This is a genomic window from Kitasatospora phosalacinea (genome assembly GCF_000717185.1).
Taxonomy (GTDB): Bacteria; Actinomycetota; Actinomycetes; order Streptomycetales; family Streptomycetaceae; genus Kitasatospora; species Kitasatospora phosalacinea_A.
In genome coordinates, this window is sequence record NZ_JNYE01000019.1 from 37,927 (window position 1) to 56,690 (window position 18,764).

Consider the following 18,764-nt stretch of genomic DNA (forward strand, 5'->3'; position numbering starts at 1 on the left):
CGAGTAGCGGCCACCCGGTGGACGGTGGTCGTCGGCCGGAGCCGTTGCCCGGGCTCAGCGAGGGCTCAGGAGGCAGAACTCGTTGCCCTCCGGGTCGGCCAGGATCCTCCACGAGATCGCGGACTGGTCGATGCCGGGGTCGGTGGCGCCCAGGGTGCGCAGCCGGGTCTCCTCTGCCGCCGGGTCGTCGTCGCGGTAGGGGGCGACGTCGAGGTGGACGCGGTTCCAGCCGCTCTTGGCATCGGGGGTGCGCACGAACTCCAGGTAGGGGCCGACGCCTCGGGCGGAGCGCAGGGAGGCGTGGTCGTCGGCGGTCTCGTGCACCGTCCAGTCCGTCGCCTCGCCCCAGAACCGGGCCATCGCGCGCGGGTCGGCGCAGTCGACCACCACCGCGGCGATCGGCCCGGTGTCCCGGTAGAGGGGGCGGGGTTCCAGGACGCAGAACTCGTTGCCCTCCGGGTCGGCCATGACCGTCCAGGGGACGTCGCCCTGGCCCACGTCGGCAGGAGTCGCGCCGAGGTCCTTCAGCCGCGCGACCAGCTCCGCCTGGTGGGCGGCCGAGGTGGTGGCCAGGTCGAGGTGCACCCGGTTCTTCACCGTCTTGGGTTCGGGGCGGGCGACGATGTCGATGCAGACGGCCGCGGGGTCGGGGTAGTCGAAGCCCACGGGCTCGAGGTTCGTCACGCCGGGTCCCTCGCTGTCGACGCCCCAACCGAGCGCCTGCGCCCAGAACCGGCCGAGCGCGGAGTCGTCGTGTGCCTTCATGTTGATCTGCACGAGTCTTGTCGCCATGCCGTGCATCCTAGGACCGGGCCCGGGGCCGGAAGTGCGCTGCCGGACTTCGCCGGGACGTGTCAACTGCCGTCGGAGTCGCGTGGGACGCCCGCGATCCAGCCTGTTCGGTTCCCGGCCCGGGGAGGACGCCGGGAGCCTCGGGAGCAGCTGCCGGGCGCGCGAGCGGCCCCGGCCGGACGGAGGGGTCTCCGCCCGGCCGGGGCCGTGTGCCCTGTGCCGCGTACCGCGTACCGCGTACCGCGTGCCGTGCTCGGTGCCTAGCCGTTGCTGATGGTGAAGGTGGTGCCGGGCTGGCGGACGATGTCGCCGGTGGCGGAGTTGCTGACCTGGACGTTGCTCAGGACGGCGCTGCCGCGGGCGCCGGACATCGCCAGGATGCCCGCGCCGTTGTTGGACTTGTCGATCCGCACGTTGCTGATCCTGACGTCGGGGATGCTCCCGCCGCCGGTCTTGAACTGGATGCCGTCGTAGGTGCTGTCGTGGATCTCGGTGTCGCGGATGACGACGCCGGGGATGTCGAGGTTGGCGGCGAACAGGGTGAGCGCGCCGAACTCCTGGTCCTCGTTCCAGAACGCTCCGCCGCTGCGGTAGACGGCGTTGTTGGCGATCAGGGTCTGCCCGGAGAAGGGCAGCGGGTCGTGGTCGGTGGCGAGCATGATGCCGGGGTAGTTGGCGGTGTCGTAGACGAGGTTGTTCTCGATCCGGTTGCCGTAGCCGCCGTAGACCGCGATGCCGGTGGCGCGCCACGGGAGTTGGACGGTGTTGTTGACGAAGGCGTTGTCGTGGCCGATGTCGACGGCGGTGTTCTTGACGTACTTGTTGGACCAGACGGCCATCGAGTCGTCGCCGGTGGTGCGGAAGGTGGAGTTGAACACCGTCGAGTTGCGGGTGCCGTCGGCGAAGTTGATGCCGTCGGCGTAGGTGTCGCGGATCCGCATGCCGCTGAACTGGAGCCCGTCGGCGGGGTTCCACAGGTCGGGGATGTTGTCGTAGTCGCGGCCGACCCAGACGGCGACGTTGGCGTGCTCGATCCAGACGTTCTCGATCTTCGTGTTCTTGCCGAACCGGCCGTTGAGGCCGACGCCGCCCTCGGAGCCGTCGGAGGCGCCGCGGATCCGGCCGGAGCCGAAGATCGCGAGGTCGGAGATCTTGGTGTTGTCGTCGATGTCGAAGCCGAAGTTGCCCTCGTGCGGGTGGTTGATGCCGCCGACGACGTTCTGCGGTTCGGTGAGCGTGTAGAACTGCGAGTACCACATGCCCGCGCCGCGGATGGTGACGTCGCGGATGCCGACCTGGTTGTAGGTGCCGCGGTGCAGCGGGTCGACGGTGAGGACCTTCTGCTCCTGGCGCCACTGGCCCTTCGGGATCCACACGCAGGCGATGCTGCCGTTCTGGTCGGCCGTCACGGCGGCCTGGATCGCGGCGGTGTCGTCCTGGCCGTCGTCGGGGACGGCGCCGAAGTCGGTGATCGAGGTGCACTCGGCCGGCTTGGACTTGGGCGGGGCGACCTGCTCCAGGTCGATCAGGTCGATGGTGTAGGAGGAGGCGGTGTCGCCGCTGTCGCGCTGCAGGCGCAGCTTGGTGCCCGCGGGGTAGCTGGCGGGCAGCAGGGCGTGGGTCTCGTCGAAGAGGCGGCGGGCGTCGGCCTGCGGGGTCTGGGTGAGCCCCTCGGGCTGGTCGGTGGTGCCGTAGAGCCAGCTGTGCTTGGAGGAGAGGGTCAGCTTCTGCACGAACACGTTGTCGGCGTAGAGGCTGAGGGTGGCGTCGGTGCCTCCGCCGCCGGGGGCGTCGGGGATCGAGTTGCGCACCACGATGGAGTTGGTGGGGACGGTGGAGGTGATCTCGACGTACTGGCCGGTGGCGGTCAGCTTGACGGACTTGCGGCCGGAGGACTCGGAGGCGTAGTTGGTGTGGCCGAAGGTGCGGGTGGCGTCGGCCTGGAGCAGTTCGCCCTGGTACCTGCCGTCCTCGGCCTCGTAGCTGGTGAAGGGTGCGGCGGCGCCGCGGCCGACCACGACGGACTTGCTGTAGGTGTTGTTGCCCTCGTTGGTCTCCTGCGCGGTGCCGGTGGCGTCGGCGGTGACCGTGACGGTCGCGCCGCCCGCGACGGCGGTCCAGGTGCCGGTGACGGGGAGGGTGAGGGTCTGTCCGGCGGGGATCGCCGGGGTGGTGGTGTTCAGCGTCGCGGTGCCGACGGTGAGGCGGGTGACTCCGGCGGGGGCCGGGTCGATGCCGCGGTTGTGGAGCTTGACGGTGAAGGAGGTGGCCGCTCCGGCGGCGGGGCTGGCGGGGTTGGGGGTGACGTCGAGGACTTCGAGGTCGGGTCCGGGGGCCTGGCGGACGGTGATCGGGCTGCTCGCGGCGAGCAGGTTGTCGTCCTCGTTGCGTTCCCGGACGGTGTTCGCGGGGTCGACCCGGGCGCTGGGCAGGTAGCTGCCCTGCGGACGGGTGCCGATCTCCTTGCTGACGGTGGCGGACTCGCCCGCGGCCAGCGCGGGGACGGCGGCGCTGTCGGCGAGCGCGCCGCCGAGCAGCAGGTCGACGGTGGTCGCGGCGGCGGGCAGGTTGCCGGTGTTCTTGACGGTGGCCCGCAGGGTGATCGCGGTGGTCTCGTCGGGGCTGGCCGGGGACCACGCCACGTCGGTGACGGTGAGGTCGGGGTTGGGCGCGGGGGTGCCGACGACCTGGAGTTCGGCGACCTGTCCGGCGGGGGCGCCGGTGTTGGAGGTGAACTTCAGCTGCAGGTCGGCGGCCCTACCGGTGACCGGGACGGTGATGCTGTTGGCGCCGCTCGCGGGGTCGAAGCGGTAGTCGGCGGCGGCCTTCAAGCTGGTGAAGGCGGTGGCGCCGTCGGCCCGTCCGAGCACCTGGATGTTCTGGGTGCGGGCGCCCCACGACGCGTCGGGGTTGAGCTTGACGACGACGTTCTGCAGGTCGGCGTCGCTGCCCAGGTGCACCGTCAGGGTGTTGGGGAAGGCCCCGGAGTTGCCCTCCCAGTAGGTGGTGAGGCTGCCGTCGTTGGCGTTGGCGGGGGCGAAGGTCCACGCCTGGCCGGAGGCCTCGATCGGCTTCCCGGCGGCGAGGTTGCTGCCGGGGGTGCCGGTGCCGCTGCCGGTGCGGGTGACGGGCGCGCTGGGGTCGGACTGGTTGCCCGCCGCGTCCTTGGCCCGCACGGTGTACGTGACGGTGGCGGTGGCGGGCTGGCTGTCCGTCCAGGTGCGGACGGTGGCGGCCGTGCTGGCCTTCAACTGCCCGTCGGCGTACACGTCGTAGCCGGTGACGGCGGTGTTGTCGGTGGCCGCGTCCCAGGTCAGCCTGATCTGTCCGGCGGCGGGCTCGGTGTACGCGAGGTTGCCGGGCGCGCTGGGCCTGACGGTGTCGCCGGGAGCCTCGCCGGTGCGGGTGACGGGGGCGCTGGGGTTGGAGAGGTTGCCCGCCGCGTCCTTGGCCCGCACGGTGTACGTGACGCTCTCGCTCGCCGGGCGGGTGTCCGTCCAGGTCAGTGTGGAGCCGTCCACCGTGGCCGCCAACTGGCCTCCGGCGTAGACCTCGTAGCCGGTGACGCCGGTGTTGTCGGTCGCGGCGCTCCAGGTCAGCCTGATCTTGCCGGCTTCGGGCTGGGTGTAGGCCAGGTTGGTCGGCGCGGTGGGGGCCTGGGTGTCGCCGGAGGTCGGGCCGTACGCCTCGAACTCGGCCAACTGGGCGGCGGGCCACGCGGAGTTGGCGGTGAACAGCAGCCGCAGGTAGCGGGTGGTGGTCGCGGGCAGCGAGACCGTGACCTGGTTCCCGGCCGCCGGGTCGAAGCTGTAGGCGGCGGGGGCCAGCAGGTCGGTGAAGGTGCTGCCGTCGGCGGAGCCCTGCACCTTGAGGGTCTCGCTGCGCTGCTCCCAGCCGGGCGGCAGCTTCAGCACCAGCCGGTCGACCTTGGCGGCGGAGCCCAGGTCGCCCTGGATCCACTGCGGGAAGGCGCTGTTGGTGCTCTCCCAGTACGTGGCCTGGTTGCCGTCGGCGGCGTTGCCCGGGCCGTAGTTCTGCGAGGTGCCGCTGGCGGTGAGGGGGCGCCCGGCGAGCAGGTTGGGGGTGGCCGCGGTGCTCGTCCCGTGGACCTCGAACTCGGAGATCTGGGCGGCCTGCCAGCCGGTGTTGGCCGAGACCTGGACGCGCACCCAGCGGGCGGTGGCGGCGGGGAAGTCGATCCGGACGGTGTTGCCGCTCGCCGGGTCGAAGACGTGGCCGGCCGCGGCGGCCAGCGGCGTGAAGGTGCTGCCGTCGGTGGAGCCGAGCACCGTCAGCGTCTCGCTGCGGGCGCCCCAGCCGGTGGGGAGCTTCAGCACCACCTGGTCGACCTGGGCGGCGGAGCCCAGGTCGACCTGGACCCACTGCGGGAGGGCGGCGCTACCGCTCTCCCAGTACGTGCCCTGGTTGCCGTCGTTCACGTTCGCGGCCGTGTACGGGCCGTTGGCGCTGCTCGCGGTGACCGGTCGGCCGGCCGCGAGGTCCGGGCCGCCCGCGGCGCGGGCCGGTAGCACGGGCCCGGTGAGCAGGAGCATTCCCGCCACGGCCGACGTCGCCGTCAGGCGTGGGAGTAGGCGCTTGGATCTCATGACGTCCCTCTGTCTCGGGGTGGGTAGGGGGAGAGGAGAGTCGAGAAAACGACAGGAATCTGTTCGTTTTTTGCGCGATGGCACCCAAGGGTTACAGAGGGGCGAGGGGAGTGTCAACGGACCGTAAAGAGGATCCGCACACGGAACACCCGGGGCCGGTCGCCCTCGACGGGTACGAGCGGCCCCGGGTGCCGGCCGGTGGGCCGGGCCCGCGCACGGGCCGTCGCCGCAGCTCAGGCGGGAACCGCCCCGGCGGCGGAGCACGGCGGTCGGCGCCGCGACCCGGCCCCCGCCAGCGCGATGGCGTCCTGGACGGTGCCCGCCCGGACCGCGAAGACCTGGACGCCGCCCCGGGAGCCCGCGTCCGCGGCGGGGAGGGTGGAGGGGACGGGGACGGGGAGGGTCACCAGCCAGACCGGCAGCGGCGCGGGCTCGGGGCTCGGGGGTCGGGGGTCGGGAGCCTCCGGGGCCGGGAGACGGGGGCGGAAGCGAGGACCATGAAGGGCTCCGTTCGTCTGCTGCTGAGCGGCCTGCCCTCCCCGCGGCAAGCAGGGCTGGGCACGGAGTACAGCGCGCTGTGCAGAATTCGCATCGCCTGGCGGCCCGGGGCAGGCAGCCACCGTGGCGGATCAGCGCAGCTCAGCTGGGATCGGCCGACTCGGCTCCGTCGCGGCGATGGCCCGTACCGCAGGGCGTCCTCCTGCCTGGGCGGCCGCCGCTTGCGATATTGCGCAAGAATCCTGTCGATTTTTTGCGCAGCCTTCCGCTCCGGCTTCTCAGCGCGTGCTCAGACAAGCCTCATCCCAGGTCAAGACCGGTGGCAGAGCATCTTCCGCATGACAGCGCCACCCGAATCACGGATCTCCTCCCGCCGCCAGGAGCGTCGCGCCAGGCGGACCCGGCGGGGCCGGCGGATCAGGCGGGCGGTGGTCGTGGCGGTGCTGCTCTCGGCGCTGGGTTCGTGGCTGGTGGTCTCCCGTCCGACGACCGGCGCCCCGGCGAGTGCGGTGGCCTCCGCCGCGGTCACGGCGGACGGCGGGGCTGCGGACGGCGGGGCGGAGGCGACGGAGAGCGCCACCGCGTCGGCCGCGGACAGCGCGCTCGCCGCGGCGGTCGGCGCGCTCGACGGGCACTTCGCCGTCACGGTGACCGACCCCGCCTCCGGGGCGTCCGCGGCCTGGGGCGACGACTCCTTCGTCACCGCCTCGATCGTCAAGGTCGACATCCTGGCCGCGCTGCTGCTGCAGAACGACGGCGTGCTGACCAGCAGCCAGCAGGCCGCGGCCGCCCTGATGATCGAGCAGAGCGACAACACCGCGGCGACCACGCTGTTCGACGCGGTGGGCGGCGCGGCGGGGCTGGACGCGGCCAATGCGACCTTCGGGCTGACCGCGACCGTCGCCGGGACGGACGGCTTCTGGGGGCTGACCGAGACCACCGCCGCCGACCAGGCGCAGCTGCTGCGGGTGGTGTTCACCGAGGACTCGCCGCTGGGCCCCGCCTCCCGCGCCTACCTGGCGAAGCTGATGGGCCTGGTCGCGGACGACCAGGACTGGGGCGTCTCCGCGGCGGACCAGGGCGGCGCGGTGAGGCTGAAGAACGGTTGGCTGTCCCGGGACAGCACCGGGCTGTGGGTGGTCAACAGCATCGGCATGGTCGAGTACGGCGGCCGGAGCCTGCTGGTGTCGGTGCTGAGCGACGGCTCGGCGAGCGAGGAGGCGGGCATCGCACTGGTCGAGTCCGTGGCCTCGACGGCGGTGCGGTCCTTCGCGGCCGACCCCGGGTAGCGATCGACGCCGGGTGACGGCCGGTACCGGGTAGCGGCCGACGCCGGATGGCGGCCGACGCCGGGCCGTGCGGGGCGTCCCGGTCAGGGCGCCTTGGCCACGCGGGCGACCGCCCGCAGGTAGCGTTCGATCGCCAGGTGCTGGAGGGCGAGCGCGACGGGGCGGCCGAGCCGGGCGTACCAGGCGGCGAGCCGGGAGAAGGCGGTGACCTCGAACCACACCTCGCCGTCGGCGTCCATGCTCACCACGAAGGACTCCTCGCCGCGCTCGGGGTGCCCGGGCAGGGTGCCGTAGGCGAAGCCGATCCGGTAGGGGGTCTCGACGGCCCAGACCACCCGGCAGGGGATGACCAGCCGGGGCAGGGGCAGCCCGGGCAGGCGGAGCCGGAGCAGGACGGTGGTGCCGGGGTCGGTGCGGGCCGCCGCCGGGTGGACGGCGAATCCCGAGCCGAGCTGGGCGCCCCAGCCCAGGACGTACCCGCCCGCACGCTCCAGGACGGCCCGGCCGCGGCCGAGGTGGACGCGGCGGCGGAGCCAGGAGTAGCCGGGGGGCAGGGCGGCGTCCGCGGTGGCGCCGACCTCGGGGTAGCTGGGCGCGGCGGCGCGGGCGGCGAGGTGGCGGCGGTGCAGGTCGTTCGGCGGCATCCGTCAGTTGTACGCCGCGCGGGGCCGGGCGGCCAGGGCCGGTGGTCGCTGCCGGTGGCCGCGTCCGCTGGTGTTCGGCCCGGTGGGGAGGGTGCGGCTGTGGTGCACCTCACCCGCTGCGCCCTCCGGCCGGGGGCGGTGCCGCAGCGGCCGGAGGGGCGGGCTGCCGGGGTCAGCCCTGGACGGAGGCCCAGAACTCCTCGAAGGAGAGCTTGCCGTCGCCGTTGGCGTCCTTGGCGTTGATGATCGCCTGCGCGACCGTCTCGGTGACGTGGTAGTCGCCGAGCTGGGCCATGACCGTCTTGTACTCGCGCGCGGTGACCCGCCCGTCGCCGTCGACGTCCAGGCGCGCGAATGCCGTCCGTGCCGCTTCGATGTCCGCCATCGGACCCACCCCTCTTCTTGCTCCAACACCGGTCTTGACGCCGTGTTTCCGGCGCGCGGGCCACAATAGCCGCAGCTCCGGACGCACCGACAGGCCGGCCCCGGTCAACGGGGCCGCGGGGGGTGCGGCGGGGCCGCGGGAGGGGCGGCGGCGGGTTCGGCGAAGGCCGCGCGGGCCGGGGCCGGGTCGTCGCCCCCGGGGAGGTGCCCGGTGTCATGGGGCGGTCAGGAACCGGGTGGAAGCGGCCGGTTGCATGTTCCGGCATGACGGACGTCGTGGTTCCGACCGGCGCGCGGGCAGGCGTGTGCTCCCCCGGCGTGCGGGCGGGGACGGGGTGTGCGACCGCGCGCTGCCGTAGGGCGGGTGGGAGTGGAAAGGATCAGCCTCGCACGTCCGGGAGAGGTCCGGAGAGGTTCCAGGAGGGGCACGGCCATGGCGAGCGAGTTCCAGCGCTACAAGTTGACCAGCATGTTCCGCGCGTTCGACACCGACGGGAACGGTTACCTCGACGAGGAGGACTTCCGGGCGCTGGCGGACCGCTGGGGGCGGCTGCCGCGGGTGGCGGCGGATCCGGAGCTGGCGGCCAGGGTGCAGCGGGTGATGCTCGGCTGGTGGGACGCGCTGTACGAGGCGGCGGACACCAACGGCGACGGACTGGTGGACATGGACGAGATCCTGGCCATGGTGGACCGGCTGCCGGAGATGCGGGAGGCCGTGACGGCGACGGCGGACACCGTCTTCGAGGCCGTCGACGAGAACGGCGACGGCCGGATCTCGCGGGAGGAGCACCGCCGCCTGGTCGACGTGTGGAACGGTCAGCCGACCGACACCACCGGCGTGTTCGAGCTGGTCGACCTGGACGGCGACGGCTTCCTCTCCCGGGAGGAGTTCACCGAGCTGTGGGCGCAGTTCTGGATCAGCGCGGACCCGGCGGACCCGGGCAACCACCTGTGCGGGGCGCTCGCCCCGGCGGCCGGGTCCGCGGCCGGGTCCGCCGCCGGGGCGTAGCGGGGAGGCTCAGCGCTTGGAGATCCCGACGTTGCGGATGTTGACGGGCAGCGTCGGGAAGCCGTCGCCGGGGCCGTTCTGGTCGTCCTCGCCGCCCGCGGCGATCTTCTGCAGCACGTCGAGCCCGGAGGTGACGCGGCCGAAGGGGGTGTAGGCCGGGGAGAGCTTGGTGTCCTTCCAGACGATGAAGAACTGGCTGCCGTTGGTGTTCGGTCCGGCGTTGGCCATCGCGACGGTGCCCGCGGGGTAGGTGGCGCCCTCCAGGTTCTCGTCGGGGAAGGAGTAGCCGGGGCCGCCGCTCCCGGTGCCGGTGGGGTCGCCGCACTGCAGGACGTAGATCCGCTGGGTGGTGAGGCGGTGGCAGTGGGTGCGGTCGAAGTAGTCGCGTTCGGCGAGGAAGCGGAACGAGTAGGTGGTGCAGGGGGCCTGATCGGTGAGCGCCCGGAAGGTGACGGCGCCCTGGCTGGTGCGGAGGGTGGCGTTGTAGGGCTTGGCGGCCTTCTTGGCGTCGAAGACCGGGATGCCCTTGAAGTTGTCGGCGGGGACGGCCGCGGTGTAGGTGCACGCGGCGGCGGCCCCGGCCGCGGGGGTGGCGGCGGTCGCCGTACCGGTGGTGGTGGTCAGGGCGAGCGACACCATGGCCAGGACGGTCAGTCCGGCGCCCCAGGTCGTGCGCTTCATTCGACAGCCTCCGTGGTGAGAAGGGGTGGGCAGTGGTGGGGATCGAGCAGCGGGCGGGTTTGGCAGGGACCTGCCCACCGCACTTGCCGCCCGAACCTCCCGGCACCCTCGCCCCACCCTTCCGCCGACCCGCCCGGGGCGCTCCCGCCCCTCGTCGCTCCCCCGCCCCCGCGCGTCGCACCCCTGGCCCGCCGGTCTCCCCTCAGCAACGGTTCGTCCAGCAACCTTCTCGACCGCCTGTTCGATGTGACTCCATCGTCTGCTATCCGGTGAGCACGGTTCCGGGGAACGGGAGGGGCCGTGGAGTGCCCGCTGCCGCCGTGTGCGAGGACAGCGACGGCGACGACGGCGGTGACCGCGAGACCGACCGACGCGGCCCACTGCTCACCGGGACGAGAGAACCACCGCGGAGATGATCCAGGGCAGGAAGGTGCGCAGGTGCGACATGGTTTCGGGAGGATCTGATCAACATTTCGGGATCGCCCAGCGTAAGCGGCCCGTGAACAGGAAGGACCCGAAGATCACGCTTCCTGTGCTGGTCGACGGCGCTGTCCTTCTGGAGTGAAGGTGAAGCTCGTGGTGAACGGAGCGTCACCACGGCGGACTGCCAGGAGCAGTGGCTGCTCGTGGCTCGGCGGCCAGGAGGGCTCGGTGCCCGGGGCGGCGCCGTTCCAGAGGTGGAAGAACAGCATGGGCGCGGAGCGGTCGGCGGTCGCGTAGCCGAGCGTCTTCCCGTAGTAGGGGTTGGTGCTGCCGAAGAGCACTGATGGCGTGCCGAAGGCCGAGGTCACGTCGGGCCATGTCCGGTCTCGGGCGGCCCAAGGGTCGATCGCGGCAAGCATCGTGGCGTACTCGTCCGCGCTTAGCGCCCTGTCGAGCTTGAGCCACCCCTGCCGGTGCGCGAACTCCGCGTAGACGGAGGCCACGCTGGTGCTGTGATCAGCTGGCAGGACGGCCTCGAAAGCGCCCTTCACGCCGGTCGCGGTCCGTGCCTCCCGCCGCTCCAGGGCGCGCTTCTCCTTGTCCCACGCTCCTTGCCGACCCTCAACGAACAAGAGATGGTCCAGCGTCAGCCTGATGGCGAACTCCCCGCCCCACATCCCCGGCCGGCGGAGAACATCGTTGAGCTGGTCGACGAGGTAGGCGTGGATCTCGTCCGAGGACGCGAGCGTGTCGGCTGGCATGCCGACAGTCTCCCCAAGACGGTCGAAGGAGATCAGGATGCCAGGAGTATCCGTCGCCGCAGCAGGGCGAAGCTCGCGCGGCCGTAGCCCTGCCTTTTGAGGTATTTGATCCGGTTGACGTGGCCTTCGACGGGGTCGCTGTTCCAGCGCAAGGTGAGGCCGGCGGTCACTGCGTCGAGGTCTTGGCGCAGGTGGCGGGCGAAGTTGCGAAGGGGCGGCAGGTCGGTGGCCTCGGTCTGCTCGATCCACTCGGGTAGGTGCTCGCCGTCGAGGTTCTTCATCATCCGGGCGAAGTCGCGTACCCGCTCGGCGGCGGTGGCCAGTTCGGGGCATCGGGCGAGTAGGTGCTTGAGCTGGAGGGCTTCGTCGCTGGTCAGGGCGTCGGGGTGGCGGGTGAGCCAGCCGGTGGCCTGTCGGACGGTCGGTGTGGTCGGCAGTCGGGGTGCCGGTGCGGGCGAGGAACGGAGTGGCTCCAGCCAGCGTCTGACGCTGCGGTTGCTGCCCCGGTAGCCCAGGGCCTGGATCTCGCGGAAGAGCAGTCCGCTGTCGGTGCAGCCCTCGTTCCACCTCTGGTTCAGGTAGCCGGTCCACGGGGCGAGCGAGCGGCTACCCGGCCTGGACGGGACCAGCAGTTCCTCGACCGCGGGTGCGTGGGCGTACTTGCGGACCGTCTTGCGGTCCAGGCCGAGCAGCTCGGCGATCCGGCCGATGCCCACCCCCTTGCCGTACAACTCCTCTACAGTGGCGAAGCGTTCGCGGGTCGTGCTGGCTCGTCTGCCGTCCGGGAGCTGCACCTGCGGTTCGGGGGCGGGGACAGGCTCCTGGACCTGGTCCTCCGGTTCCTTCAGGCAGGTGCGGTGGGCGATCACGCACTTCTCGACCGTCTCGGCAAGGTTCTTCCAGAGATGGAACCTGTCTGCCACCTGCACCGCGTCCGGTGCGGCGGTGCGGACCGCCTCGGCGTAGGCGCTGGCCCGGTCGCGGCACACGATCTCGGCGCCGGGGTGCCTGCGCAGCCAGTCGGACAGGGTCTCGGCGGTCCGGTCGGGCAGCACGTCGATGGGGCGGCCGGCCTCGATGTCGATGAGGACGGTCGCGTAGACGTGCCCGCGCTTGAGGGCGAAGTCGTCGACGCCGAGCACCCGCGGCGCCCGCTGCAGCGGCGGGTCGGGCAGCGTGTGTATGAGGTTGAGCAGGGTGTTCGCGCCGGCCCGGCAGCGCAGGTGCTCGGCGAGCCGGCTCCCGGCCCGGCCGGCGAGGGCGAGAGAGACCGCTTCCAGCAGCCCACGCTGGAGCAGACTACGGCGGCCGTAACGGAACGTCAGTCCTTCGACCTGCTCGGCGAATGTCCGGCGCGGACAACCGGGCGTCTGGCAGCGGAACCTGCGAACCGACAAGGCGATCGTCGCAGCACGGCCGCCGACGGCCAGGTCGGCGATCCGCCGCCGGTAGCGGTCGTGCACCCGGGTAGAGCCGGCACCACACCCTGGACAACATGCCTGGTCGGAGGCCGTACGGGCAGTGATTCGCAGCCCTGTCTCCGCGACGCGAACCTCCTCGACCACCAAGCCGGACAGCTGTGGGAGCAGCAGCTTCAACGTCTGATCACATAGCACTACTGTTCAAAGATCGACCTGGCGAGCAGTCACGCTGGGCGATCCCGAAATGTTGATCAGATCCTTTCGGGATCCCCGTCGGCGGTCGGCCGGCATTCCCCCGGGCCGTGTTTCCGCAGGAAATCCACCGTGCGGCCCGCCCGTACCGCCCGTCGGCTGGACGGATCATGCCACCGGCGGACGGACGGGCGGGTGCGCGGCGAACCGGAGCGGGGCCCTCAACCGAGGGCAGCGGCGGCGACGGCGGCGGCCACGGCGACGGTCACGCCGCCGTGCACGGGACCGGCTCCGTGCACGTCGGGGTCGGTGGCGGGCTCGGGGTCGGTGGCGGTGGCGTGCGCGTGGGGGCCGGTGGTGACGGTGCGGTCGGCGGGCGAGGAGTACGCCCGGGTGCTGGTCGCGGTGAGGACCGCGGCGACGGCGAGGGCGGCGGCCGCAGCGGCGGCGCGCCGGTGGAGGGGGTTCATGCGGCTCCTGGGGGAGGACGGGGTCAGCACGGGCGGAGCGACTTGAGCGCGTTGTCGTGGGCGCTGCCCCGGGTGCCCGGGGCCATCGCGCCGACGGTGCCCCGGTAGTCCTTGCCGGGGTACCAGCAGTAGGCGACGGGCGAGTTGTTGACCCAGGCGGAGATGCCCTCCTCGCCGGTGAACCGGGAGCCGTCGGGCAGGTCCAGCCGCTCGGTGTCGGCGAGTTCGGTGCCGGGCAGCAGCGCGACGGCGGCGTGGTCGTAGTGGACGCCGTCGTAGAGGCAGAGCCACCCGGCCGGGCAGGCGACGTGCCGGGCGGCCCGGCTGTCGCCGTTGAGGACGTGCACGCCGGGCGGGTTGCTGACGGCGGCGTGGTGGACGGGGGGCGTGGGGGCGGGGGTGGCCAGGGCCGGGGCGGTCGCGGCGGCCAGCGGGGCCGCGGCCAGCAGCAGGGCGGCGGCGAGGGCGCGCAGCGGGCGGGCGGCGGTCAGGAGTTCCACGGCGTCCCCAGGAGCTTGAGGTCGGTGGCCTGGTCGGTGCCGTCCGCGGTCCACCACACCTGGGCGTTGGCGCCCTTCGGGATGGCGAAGTCGGCGTGCACCGACTGCTTCGGCCCGATCTGCCGCCAGATCACGTCGCTGGTGCCCTTCAGGCTGGCGGCGCACTTCGCGGCGTCCACGGCGGGTGCCCGGCCGCCGTCGCAGTCGTAGACGACCAGCGAGAGGTCGGCGGGCGCGGGCCCGGTGGTGGTGAAGACCAGTCGGCCGCCCTCCTCGATCGGGCACCAGCTGACGGTGCCCCCGGTGACCGGGACGGCGGGCCCGAGCGGGCCGGTGCAGACCGGCTCGGTGTCACGGGCGGCGGGCGGCATCGCGGCGACGCCGCCGGGGCCCGCGGGGGCCGCCGGGGCTACGGGAGCGGCGGGGGCCGCGGCGGTCAGTGCGAGGACGCTCGCGGAAACGGCGAGGGCCGCCGGGAGGCGGTGTCGCCTGGGGGTGTGGGGCATGTCTCTCCTGCTCGGGTCCTGCTGGGGTGGGACGCCCGTGGAACGGGACGGCCGCCGAACCGGTCGACGGTCACGCTCAGTCATCACCAGGGCGGCCGCCCGCCTATCGCTCCGTTGACGCACTGTCACCCGATCGGCCAGCACCGGGGCCCGCCCGGACGAGCCGCCGACCGGCCGCCTTCGGTGACGGAGCGTCAGCCCGTCGGCCCGGGCCCCGGAGTCTTCACGGGGGCCGGGCCGACGGATGCGGAGGGTGCGGGAAGCACCGCGGTCAGACGGCGAGGAGGTGCTGGAGCAGGTCGCGGTAGTCGCGGAGCGCCAGGCGCAGGTCCTCGGTGCGCGAGGAGCCGTCCTCCGTGCTCTCCGCGCTCTCCGCGCTCTCCGTGTTCCCCGCGCCCCTCGTACGCCCCGCGCTCCCCTGCCACGCTTCGCGCAGCGCCGTGCGGCGTCCGTCCAGGCTCTCGACCAGCTGCCGCACCGCCTCGTCCAGCGCCTCGTCGGCCTCCCGCACGGCCCGGCCCGGGTCGTCCACGAAGCCGGCCATCGCACGGTCCAGGCGGCGGGCCGACTGCGCGGCGAGGTCGGGCGGGAGGAGGACGGGGGTGACGGGGGCGGTCGCGGTCGCGGCCTCCTTGGCGGGGGCGGGGGCGGTGCCGTGCGCGTCGCGGTCGGGCGCGGCCTCGCGGTCGGGCGCGGCCTCGCGGTCGGGCGCGGCCTCGTGGTCGGGCGCTTCGTGCAGGACGGGGTCGGTCGCCTCGCCCAGGCCGTTGCGCGGGAAGTGCCGTCCGCCGGTGGTGCCGCGGCGCGGGGTGTCGGTCCGGACGAACCTGCCGGCGGGGCGGGCTCCGGCGGGGTCGGTGCGGTGGTCGTGGTCGTGATCGCTGATGGTCATGCCGTCCTCCTCGGTGGGGATCGGGTCGGGTCGGTGGTCGGGTCGGTGGTCGGGGCCGCGGCGCGGGTTCAGGCGTGGTGCTCGCGCCGGAGCGAGAACTGGTGGTCCGGCGTCCGCGGCTTCGTCGCGGTGTCGGGCCGGGCCCGCTGCGGGTCGCCGTCCGTACCGACCAGGGCGGTGAACAGTTCGCGGGCGCCGAGCAGGGCCCGGCGCTGCTCCTCGGTGTCCGGGGCGACCCCGGCCGGGTCGGCCGCGGCGAGGGTGCGCAGCACCCGGTACGACTCGACGTGTGCGCCGTGGTCGACGGAGATCGCGTCGATCTGGGCGTCGACGTCGGTGTCGGGGTAGCCGCGGTCGCGGGCCACCCGGGACAGCAGCGCGTCCGCTTCGGCCAGGGCCTGCCCGGGGGCGTCCACGAAGTGGGCCTGGGCTTCTCCCCACTGCTGTTCGGCGCGGGCCCGTTCGGCGTCGCCGAGCGGGGTGAGCGTCAGTTCCCGGTGCCGTTCGACGCGCCGGGCGAGTTCCCGTTCGGCCGCGGCGGTGTCGCCGTCGTACCGGGCGACGGTGCGCCCGTACTCGGGGCCGAAGCGGCGGCTCAGGCTGGGGTGCTGCTGGCGGCGGAGGGCGAGCACGCCGCACACCGCCGCCACCACCAGGACCAGGACGAGCGCCACGATCAGACCGCTGGACATGCTCTGCCTCCTCACCGCGGGCACCCGTCCGCCGGGCCGCCCTGTTGGGTTCGCTCGCGGATCCGGGTGACCCGAACGGCGGCCCGCAAACACCGCGGCGCCGCTGACGCCGGGTCAGCCCCCCACCGCCGACGGCTTGCCGAGCACAGGCCGCCGGGCGTCGGGCGTCGGACGTCGGGCGTCGGCCGCGGGCCACGGGCCACGGGCCGCGGGCCTTGGGCCGCCGAACGGGCGACACCTGCGGTGAAATCCGCGAACGCGGGTAGTCGGGCACCGCGTCACCGTGCAGCCCGTCCGTCTCCCCCGTCCGACAGTGAGGTCCGTCCGTGCCAGGTTTCACCGCCCTCGACACCACCGCCCGCCTGCCGTACAGCGCCCACCCGCACATGCCCGTCCGGGCCCAGCTCCGCTTCGACACCGCGCTGCCGTACGGGGTGTGCCTGGTCCTCGGCCCGGACGGGATCGAGGACGGGGCGGTGACCTGGTACTTCGCGCGGGAGTTGCTGAACGACGGCTGCTACGGGCCCGCCGGGCTGGGCGACGTCCGGGTGGGGCCCGGGCGGGCGGGCGAGGTCCGGGTGACGCTGTGCTCACGCGCCGAGCAGGCGGTGCTCAGCCTTCCGGCGGCCGACGTGGCGGCCTTCCTGCACGACAGTTACGTCCTCGTCCCGCCCGGCACCGAGTCCGACTGGCTGGACCTCGATGCCGCCCTGGCCCGGATCACCGCCTGAGGGGGCGTCAGCGCGGGGAGAGCCCGGCCAGCAGGAGGTCGACGACGGCGTCCAGGTCGGTGTCGTTGGCCGGGGAGGTCCAGTCGGCGGCGTGCGCGGGGTGGTGGAAGCGGGCCGTGGCCTGGAAGACGGTGCGGCCCGTGGCGGCCGGGTCGGCGGCGGTGAGGTCGCCCGCGGCGACTCCGGCCGCGACGATGCGGCCGAGCTGCCCGGCCAGTTCGGCCTCGTGGGCGGCGACGACGCCGGTCGTGGTGCTCATCAACTCCCGGAAGGTGCGCTGCAGTTCCGGGTCCTGGGTGGCGTAGTGCCGCTTGGTGGCGTTGAGCGTGCGGATCCAGTGGCGCAGCCGCTCGGGGGCGGGGAGGGCCGGGTCGTCGGCGACCGCGGCCATCGGGACGGAGGTGCGGCGCAGCCAGCGTTCGGCGACGGCCTCGCGCAGTGCGGCCTTGGTGCCGAAGTGGCGGTAGACGCTGCCGTGGCTGACACCGAGCGCCCGGGCGACGTCCACCACGGTCGCCTTGGCGGGGCCGTAGCGGCGCAGGACGTCCTCGGCGGTGTCGAGGATGCGCTCGGTGGTCAGCTGTTCGGTCATGTCCCGAGGTTATCGTCCGGCTCCTCCCCCTCGCCCTCCTCGCCGTTTCGCCCCCTCGCCCTCCTCACCGCTTCACCGCTCGCTGTCGAGCATCCGCATCTGCGCGGGGTCGTAGCGGTCGCCGCGGGCCGAGTCGGCGGGCACCGCCGCTTCGATCGCGGCGAGGTCGGCCGCGTCCAGGGTCACGTCGAGGGCGCCGAGCGCCTCGTCGAGGCGGTCGCGGCGGCGGGCGCCGATCAGCGGGACCAGGCCGTCGCCGCGGCTGAGCACCCAGGCGATGGCGAGCTGGGCGACGCTGGCGCCCTTGCGGTCGGCGACCGCCCGCAGCGCCTCGACCAGGGCGAGGTTGTGGCCCAGGGCGTCGCCGCTGAACCGCGGCAGGTGGGCGCGGAAGTCTCCGGCGGCGGCCTGCGGCGTCCAGTGGCCGCTGATCAGGCCGCGGGAGAGCACTCCGTAGGCGGTGACGGCGACGCCGAGCTCGTTGGCGGTGGGCAGGATGTCCTTCTCGATGCCGCGGGAGATCAGCGAGTACTCGATCTGGACGTCGGTGACGGGGTGGACGGCGTGGGCCCGGCGCAGGGTCTCCGCGCTGACCTCGGACAGGCCGATGTGCCGGATCCAGCCCTTGTCGACCAGTTCGGAGAGGGCGCCGACGACGTCCTCGATCGGGTGCTCGGGGCTGATCCGGGCCGGGCGGTAGACGTCGATGTGGTCGGTGCCGAGCCGCTGGAGGCTGTAGGCGACGAAGTTCTTGATCGCGGCGGGGCGCAGGTCCACGCCCAGGAAGGCGCCGTCGGCGTCGCGCAGCGCCCCGAACTTGACGCTGACGACGGCCCGGTCGCGGTCGCGGCCGCGCAGCGCCTCCTGGAGCAGCATCTCGTTGTGCCCCATGCCGTAGAAGTCGCCGGTGTCGAGCAGCGTGACGCCGCGGTCGAGGGCCGCGTGCACGGTGGCGATGCTCTCGGCCCGGTCGGCCGGGCCGTACATGCCGGACATGCCCATGAGCCCCAGGCCGAGGCGCGAGACGGACGGGCCGGTGGTGCCGAGGGTGGTGTTCTCCATGGCTCCACCGTACGCCCCTCGGCTGACATATTTCAAAATCTGTCAGTCCAATTCTGCCCGACCGTGGTGCTCGGCCGGTCCGCCCAGGCGGGCGAGGAACTCGGCGTGGTGGGCGCTGACGACCGGGAGGTCGTCGAGCGGCGCCCAGCGGTGGGCGTCGTGCTCGGTGAGTGCGACGGGCGTGCCGTCGGGGACGGCGGCGGTGAAGGCGAACTGGCGGGCCCGGACGCCGGCCCGGCCGGTGAAGTCGGCGGCGTGCAGGTAGACGAGGTCGAGCCCGGTCAGGCCGGTCTCCTCGGCGAGCTCGCGGGCCGCGCCGACCAGCGGGTCCTCGTCCGGTTCGAGCGAGCCGCCGGGGATCTCCCACAGGCCGCCGAAGTAGTCGTCCGCCTTCCGGCGGACCGTCAGGACCCGCCCGCTGCCGTCCTGGACGACGACGCCGCCCAGGAGCGCCTCGATGCCCTCGGCCCTGGCCTGCCGGACGAGCTGCTGGAGATCGGTCACCGCGGTGCCCCCGTTCGTTCGTGTGTCTCCCGACCCTAGCGACGCCCACCGACAGCCCCGCGGGCCGCGGGCCGCGGCCGGGAGGCCCGACCGGGAGGCCCGACCGGGTGTCAC

At 73.4% G+C, this 18,764-nt stretch carries 19 protein-coding genes; 3 read left to right on the forward strand and 16 right to left on the reverse strand.

The genetic code is table 11. The features are described 5' to 3' along the window. Positions 1-54 precede the first annotated feature (54 nt). From OO57_RS10710 to OO57_RS43735, 3 genes are all read right to left on the reverse strand, one after another. A complete protein-coding gene (locus OO57_RS10710) occupies positions 55-792 on the reverse strand; it encodes a VOC family protein (protein WP_033252117.1) in 738 nt (245 codons plus the stop codon). Positions 793-1,052: 260 nt separating this feature from the next. After that, positions 1,053-5,345, reverse strand: coding sequence for a discoidin domain-containing protein (locus OO57_RS10715; protein WP_081973594.1), 4,293 nt, complete (start codon positions 5,343-5,345; stop codon positions 1,053-1,055). Between the two features lie 287 nt (positions 5,346-5,632). After that, on the reverse strand, positions 5,633-5,806 hold the full coding sequence (locus OO57_RS43735; protein WP_158715084.1) for a hypothetical protein: 174 nt from the start codon (positions 5,804-5,806) through the stop codon (positions 5,633-5,635). 429 nt (positions 5,807-6,235) lie between these two features. Here OO57_RS43735 and OO57_RS10720 point away from each other — a divergent pair, with 429 nt between their 5' ends. After that, the gene (locus OO57_RS10720) at positions 6,236-7,186 is read left to right on the forward strand and encodes a serine hydrolase (RefSeq protein WP_051777142.1); all 951 of its coding nucleotides are present in this window, start codon (positions 6,236-6,238) and stop codon (positions 7,184-7,186) included. An 83-nt stretch (positions 7,187-7,269) separates the two neighbouring features. Here OO57_RS10720 and OO57_RS10725 read toward each other — a convergent pair whose 3' ends face one another. Beyond that, on the reverse strand, positions 7,270-7,830 hold the full coding sequence (locus tag OO57_RS10725) for a DUF1990 family protein (RefSeq protein WP_033252118.1): 561 nt from the start codon (positions 7,828-7,830) through the stop codon (positions 7,270-7,272). 172 nt (positions 7,831-8,002) lie between these two features. After that, on the reverse strand, positions 8,003-8,215 hold the full coding sequence (locus OO57_RS10730; protein WP_033252119.1) for an EF-hand domain-containing protein: 213 nt from the start codon (positions 8,213-8,215) through the stop codon (positions 8,003-8,005). A gap of 432 nt (positions 8,216-8,647) precedes the next feature. Here OO57_RS10730 and OO57_RS10735 point away from each other — a divergent pair, with 432 nt between their 5' ends. After that, positions 8,648-9,223, forward strand: a complete 576-nt coding sequence (locus OO57_RS10735) for an EF-hand domain-containing protein (protein ID WP_033252120.1) — start codon at positions 8,648-8,650, stop codon at positions 9,221-9,223. A gap of 9 nt (positions 9,224-9,232) precedes the next feature. Here OO57_RS10735 and OO57_RS10740 read toward each other — a convergent pair whose 3' ends face one another. The 8 genes from OO57_RS10740 to OO57_RS10775 form a co-directional block, all read right to left on the reverse strand. Beyond that, entirely contained in the window at positions 9,233-9,904 is a 672-nt protein-coding gene (locus OO57_RS10740; protein ID WP_033252121.1) for a peptidylprolyl isomerase, read from the reverse strand. A gap of 521 nt (positions 9,905-10,425) precedes the next feature. Then, a complete protein-coding gene (locus tag OO57_RS10745; protein WP_033252122.1) occupies positions 10,426-11,088 on the reverse strand; it encodes a hypothetical protein in 663 nt (220 codons plus the stop codon). Between the two features lie 32 nt (positions 11,089-11,120). Then, positions 11,121-12,704 carry an ISL3 family transposase gene (locus OO57_RS10750; protein WP_033252123.1) on the reverse strand — a complete coding sequence of 528 codons (1,584 nt, stop codon included), beginning with the start codon at positions 12,702-12,704 and terminating at the stop codon, positions 11,121-11,123. A gap of 218 nt (positions 12,705-12,922) precedes the next feature. Then, positions 12,923-13,171: a hypothetical protein gene (locus OO57_RS10755; RefSeq protein ID WP_033252124.1), complete on the reverse strand. Its 249-nt coding sequence runs from the start codon at positions 13,169-13,171 to the stop codon at positions 12,923-12,925. Between the two features lie 23 nt (positions 13,172-13,194). Further along, complete coding sequence (locus OO57_RS10760) at positions 13,195-13,671, reverse strand: peptidase inhibitor family I36 protein (protein WP_051777145.1); 477 nt, start codon at positions 13,669-13,671, stop codon at positions 13,195-13,197. After that, entirely contained in the window at positions 13,659-14,177 is a 519-nt protein-coding gene (locus OO57_RS10765) for a hypothetical protein (protein WP_033252125.1), read from the reverse strand. Before OO57_RS10765 ends, OO57_RS10760 begins: the two co-directional genes overlap by 13 nt. 271 nt (positions 14,178-14,448) lie before the next feature. Beyond that, entirely contained in the window at positions 14,449-15,069 is a 621-nt protein-coding gene (locus OO57_RS42400; RefSeq protein ID WP_051777148.1) for a hypothetical protein, read from the reverse strand. 68 nt (positions 15,070-15,137) lie between these two features. Then, a complete protein-coding gene (locus OO57_RS10775; protein ID WP_051777151.1) occupies positions 15,138-15,761 on the reverse strand; it encodes a hypothetical protein in 624 nt (207 codons plus the stop codon). A gap of 326 nt (positions 15,762-16,087) precedes the next feature. Between OO57_RS10775 and OO57_RS10780 the strand changes: the two genes are divergently transcribed. Beyond that, positions 16,088-16,492 carry an SsgA family sporulation/cell division regulator gene (locus OO57_RS10780; protein ID WP_033252126.1) on the forward strand — a complete coding sequence of 135 codons (405 nt, stop codon included), beginning with the start codon at positions 16,088-16,090 and terminating at the stop codon, positions 16,490-16,492. A gap of 7 nt (positions 16,493-16,499) precedes the next feature. Here OO57_RS10780 and OO57_RS10785 read toward each other — a convergent pair whose 3' ends face one another. The 3 genes from OO57_RS10785 to OO57_RS10795 form a co-directional block, all read right to left on the reverse strand. Further along, the gene (locus OO57_RS10785) at positions 16,500-17,084 is read right to left on the reverse strand and encodes a TetR family transcriptional regulator (RefSeq protein ID WP_033252127.1); all 585 of its coding nucleotides are present in this window, start codon (positions 17,082-17,084) and stop codon (positions 16,500-16,502) included. Positions 17,085-17,156: 72 nt separating this feature from the next. Next, entirely contained in the window at positions 17,157-18,146 is a 990-nt protein-coding gene (locus tag OO57_RS10790; protein ID WP_033252128.1) for an aldo/keto reductase, read from the reverse strand. Positions 18,147-18,188: 42 nt separating this feature from the next. Next, the gene (locus tag OO57_RS10795) at positions 18,189-18,650 is read right to left on the reverse strand and encodes an NUDIX hydrolase (protein ID WP_051777154.1); all 462 of its coding nucleotides are present in this window, start codon (positions 18,648-18,650) and stop codon (positions 18,189-18,191) included. Between the last annotated feature and the right edge of the window lie 114 nt (positions 18,651-18,764).